Annotated in this window: 4 protein-coding genes; all 4 read right to left on the bottom strand. The window is 63.0% G+C overall.

Annotation, left to right across the window (positions count from 1 at the left end; translation table 11 throughout):
- Positions 1-25 precede the first annotated feature (25 nt).
- The 4 genes from GT748_RS10240 to cdd all read right to left on the bottom strand — a co-directional run bounded on the left by GT748_RS10240 (position 26) and on the right by cdd (position 3,618).
- Complete coding sequence (locus GT748_RS10240; protein ID WP_021660375.1) at positions 26-655, bottom strand: TetR/AcrR family transcriptional regulator; 630 nt, start codon at positions 653-655, stop codon at positions 26-28.
- A 17-nt stretch (positions 656-672) separates the two neighbouring features.
- Entirely contained in the window at positions 673-1,107 is a 435-nt protein-coding gene (locus GT748_RS10245) for a hypothetical protein (RefSeq protein WP_021660374.1), read from the bottom strand.
- A 1,212-nt stretch (positions 1,108-2,319) separates the two neighbouring features.
- Positions 2,320-3,207 carry a 16S rRNA (adenine(1518)-N(6)/adenine(1519)-N(6))-dimethyltransferase RsmA gene (gene rsmA, locus GT748_RS10250; RefSeq protein WP_021660370.1) on the bottom strand — a complete coding sequence of 296 codons (888 nt, stop codon included), beginning with the start codon at positions 3,205-3,207 and terminating at the stop codon, positions 2,320-2,322.
- A gap of 3 nt (positions 3,208-3,210) precedes the next feature.
- Positions 3,211-3,618, bottom strand: a complete 408-nt coding sequence (gene cdd, locus GT748_RS10255) for a cytidine deaminase (protein WP_021660369.1) — start codon at positions 3,616-3,618, stop codon at positions 3,211-3,213.
- Positions 3,619-3,778 lie beyond the last annotated feature (160 nt).

A 3,778-nucleotide genomic window follows, 5' to 3' on the forward strand; every position in this document is an offset into this window, starting at 1 on the left:
GCCTAGGATTCGGCCGCCCCTCTTTTTATTGCTCTGCACCGCTCCCGTGATCGGCGGCGAACTGGGCCACATGCCGCTCCAACAGGGCCAGGCAGTCCTCCTCGTCCTCCGGCCCGGCGCAGCGGGAGAGCAGCAGGAAGATGGGTCCGTAAAACTGTAAGGCCATGGCCTTTGCATCCCCCTCGCGAAAATACCTCTGGGCGATCATCCGGGAAAAGAGCTCGGTCTGAAAGGCAATCGGCCCGTCCAGAAAGAAGTCTCGGTAGGTCGCCATCACCTCGGGAGAGGCGTACTGCTCGATGGTGAGCATCTTGCGAAACTGGGTGGCGTAGGGGTCGCGGGTGCTGTGCAGGAACATCTTCCGGCAGAGGTCTGCCAGCTGCTCCGGCCCGATCTCGCCGTAGGCTGCGGCGAGGTCCCCCTCCCCCGCCTGGGGGACCTGCAGGGCCCGCTCAGCGGCGGCATACCGGCCCCGCATCTCCTCCACAATGGCGTCAAAGATGGCGCGCTTGCCCGGAAAGTGCTTGTAGAGCGAGCTCTCGCGGATGCCCACGGCGGCGGCGATGTCCCGCACGCTGACCCCGGCGTACCCCCGCTGGGAAAAGAGGTCCAGCGCCCTCTCCAAAATGATCTCCTTGGTGTTTCGCCTGGGCATGCGACCCCTCTTTTCTGTCAGAATTTCCAGCCTGTGCTCCCCGACAGCCAGAACCAGACGCGGGAGAGTTCCACAAAGGCAATTTTCACCAGCATACACCCGGCGGCCGTGAAAAACAACCCCCGCCGCCCCGACTGGCTGCCCACAAAGGGGGTGATAATCGCGCAGAGGACCACCGCTGCCGCCAGCGCCCCGCCGACGATGGCCTGGGGGCCCGCGGCGGCGAAGAGGCCGGGCGCACAGCTGCCGTCGATGGCGTGCTGCACCGAGAGGTGGTAGCCGTCCCGCACGGCGGCCTGTGCGCAGAGCACCAGCCCCCAGGCCAACACCAACAGGGTCCTGCGGCCCCAGTGCTGGATCTCCGCCCGCCGCCAGAAGGCGAGGGCCGCATAGGCCACAAACCCCGCCAGCAGCAGGGTGGTCAGGGTCGATTTTCCAAAATAGAGTTTCATAAAACCTCCTCGGCGGCAGGCCGCCATTAAGCTAACGTTCGTTCGCTTTTATATTAGCTAACAATCGTTCTCCTGTCAAGTGGTTTTTCTGTTTGGGAGCAAAGCGCTGGCACTTCCCACCGGACTCCTGTGCAGCCCATTGTTCCATAGGGAGGGCTCCCGTCCGGGCGGCGGGACGATTTCCGTATCGGCAAAGGCGGTGGAAAATGCCGTTTTTGCCTCGGTGGGCAGCCCCTCTCTCCGTCTTCGCACACAGAAAGGGCCATTCCCCTATCCCCCCCCCCCGCGGAAAGAATGAGGGCTTGGCAGCCCATAACCTCAAACACTCTCCATCCCCGCTGCGCAGAAGGTGATATTTCTCTGTTCTAGCCCACAAAAAAGCTCCCACGGGCCTGATAGCCCACGGGAACTTTTTCTGTTATCTCTCTTTTCCCTCTGCGGCGATCCCGTTTGGGAATAGGAGCAGAGGGTAGACGGCAGTGCGGACAACTGTTCCACGGAGGAGTTTTTCGCTCGGGAGAGGGACGATTTCCTCATCGGCAAAGGCGGCGGAAAACGCTGTTTTTGCCTCGGCCCGCAGCCCCGGACCCTCCTCACCTCCACCGCGCAGAAGGTAGTATTTCCTTGCTCCCGCCCGCAAAGAAGTCCCCGCAAATCTGGCAGTCTATGGAGGCTTTTCTATTATCTCTCTTTCCCTCTGCGGCAATCCCGTTTGGGAATAAGGGCAGAGGGCGGCCGCCAGTTTGGGCGGCTGTTCCACGGAGGGGTCTCTGCCCGGGCAGTGGGGACACTCTCCGCACCAACAAAGGTGGTAGACGCCATCTCCTCTTTGCTCGGCAAACAGTCCACAGCTCCAAGCCCTCACGTCTCCGCCACGCAGAGAGGGGTATTCCCTTACTCCATCCCACAAAAAAATACCCGCAAATCTGGCAGCCTATGGAGGCTTTTCTGCTCCCTCTTTCCCCTGCAGCAATCCCGTTTGAGAATAAGGGCAGAGGGTAGACAGCAGCGCGGCCAACTGTTCCATGGAAGGGTTTCCGACCGGGCGGTAGGGTGCGTTTCCCACCGGCAAAGGCGGCGGAAACTGCCGTTTTTATCTCAGCCCGCAGCCCCGGACCCTCCCCACCTCCGCCGCGCAGAAGGAGGTATTTCCCTGCCCCAATCCGCAAAAAAGCCCCCGCAGGCCTGACAGCCCACGGGGACTTTCTTCCTTTATCTCTCTTTTTCACCCTGCGACGATCCCATCTGGGGGAAAAGGGCGGCCGCCAGCGCGGCCAGCTGTTCCATGGAGAGGTTTTCTGCCCGGGCGGTGGGGGCGATCCCCGCACCTTCAAAGGCGGCGGACACCGTCTCCTTGGGCAGCCCCAGGTTCATGGAGAGGCTGTTGACGGCGGTCTTGCGGCGGCCGGCAAAGGCGGCCTTCACCACCCGGAAAAAGGCCCGCTCGCTCTCCACCTCCACCGGGGGGCGTTCCCGCACCGCCAGTTGGATCACCGCCGAGTCCACCTTGGGGGCGGGGAGAAAGCTCCCAGCCGAGACCCCAAAGACCACCCGCGGCTCGCTGAAATAGCGCACCGCCACCGTCACCGCGCCGCACTCCCGGCTGCCCAGGGGGGCGCAGAGACGGGTGGCCGCCTCCTTCTGCACCATCACGGTGATGGATCTCAGGGGCAGCCGCTCCTCCAGCAGGCGCATGATGACCTGGGAGGTGATGTAGTAGGGTAGGTTGGCGCAGAGGCAGACCCCCATCCCGGCGAACTCCCGCTCGATGAGCCCTTTCAGGTCGATCTTCAGGATGTCGCCGTGCACCACCGTCACATTCTCCCGGCCGCCCAGGGTCTCCTCCAACACCGGCAGCAGCCGGTCGTCCAGTTCGATGGCCACCACCTTGCGCGCCCGCTTGGAGAGCTCGGCGGTCAGCACCCCGATGCCGGGGCCCACCTCGATCACCCCGCTGTCGGGGGTGACGCCGGAGACCTCCGCCATCCGGGGACAGACGGTGGGATTGATGAGGAAGTTCTGGCCCAGGGCCTTGGAGAAGGTGAAGCCGTGCCGGGAGAGGATGTCCTTGATGGAGCCGATCTTCCAGAGCTGCGGCATCCGCTAGTCCTTCTTGAAGGAGGTGAAGGCGAACGGCATGATCTCGGCAAAGGTCTTGACCATGTAGTCGCCGTTTCTGGCCACGGTGTAGACCGGGGCGTCGGGCGCCATGAACTCGCAGAGGAACTGCCGGCAGATGCCGCAGGGCATGGTGTCGCAGGTGTCGCCGGCGGCCACGGCCAGGGCGAGGATCTTGCGGGAGGAGCTGTTGGTCATCATGTTGATGGCCGCCGAGCGCTCGGCGCAGATGGTGGCGCCGTAGGAGACGTTCTCCACATTGAAGCCGGTGTAGAACTTGCCGTCCTCGCCCAGCACGCAGGCGCCCACGTGAAAGCCGCTGTATGGCACGTAGGCCCCCTCGCAGGAAGCGATGGATTTTTCGATGAGAATCTTCTCTTGCTCTTTTGTCATGGAAATGACCTCCTCAAAATCAGGTGGCGGCCGGTGGGCCGCCCGCTTGGGCCCGGTCGCGCCGGGCGGGCTGTCCTGCAGCCATTGTACCAAGTCGCTGGCGCGACGGCTAGTGCAAGGTACATAATTCCGCTGCTTTTCCGAAAAAAATAGCAGTTTT

This window comes from Bittarella massiliensis (ex Durand et al. 2017), assembly GCF_009876955.1.
Taxonomy (GTDB): domain Bacteria; phylum Bacillota; class Clostridia; order Oscillospirales; family Ruminococcaceae; genus Bittarella; species Bittarella massiliensis.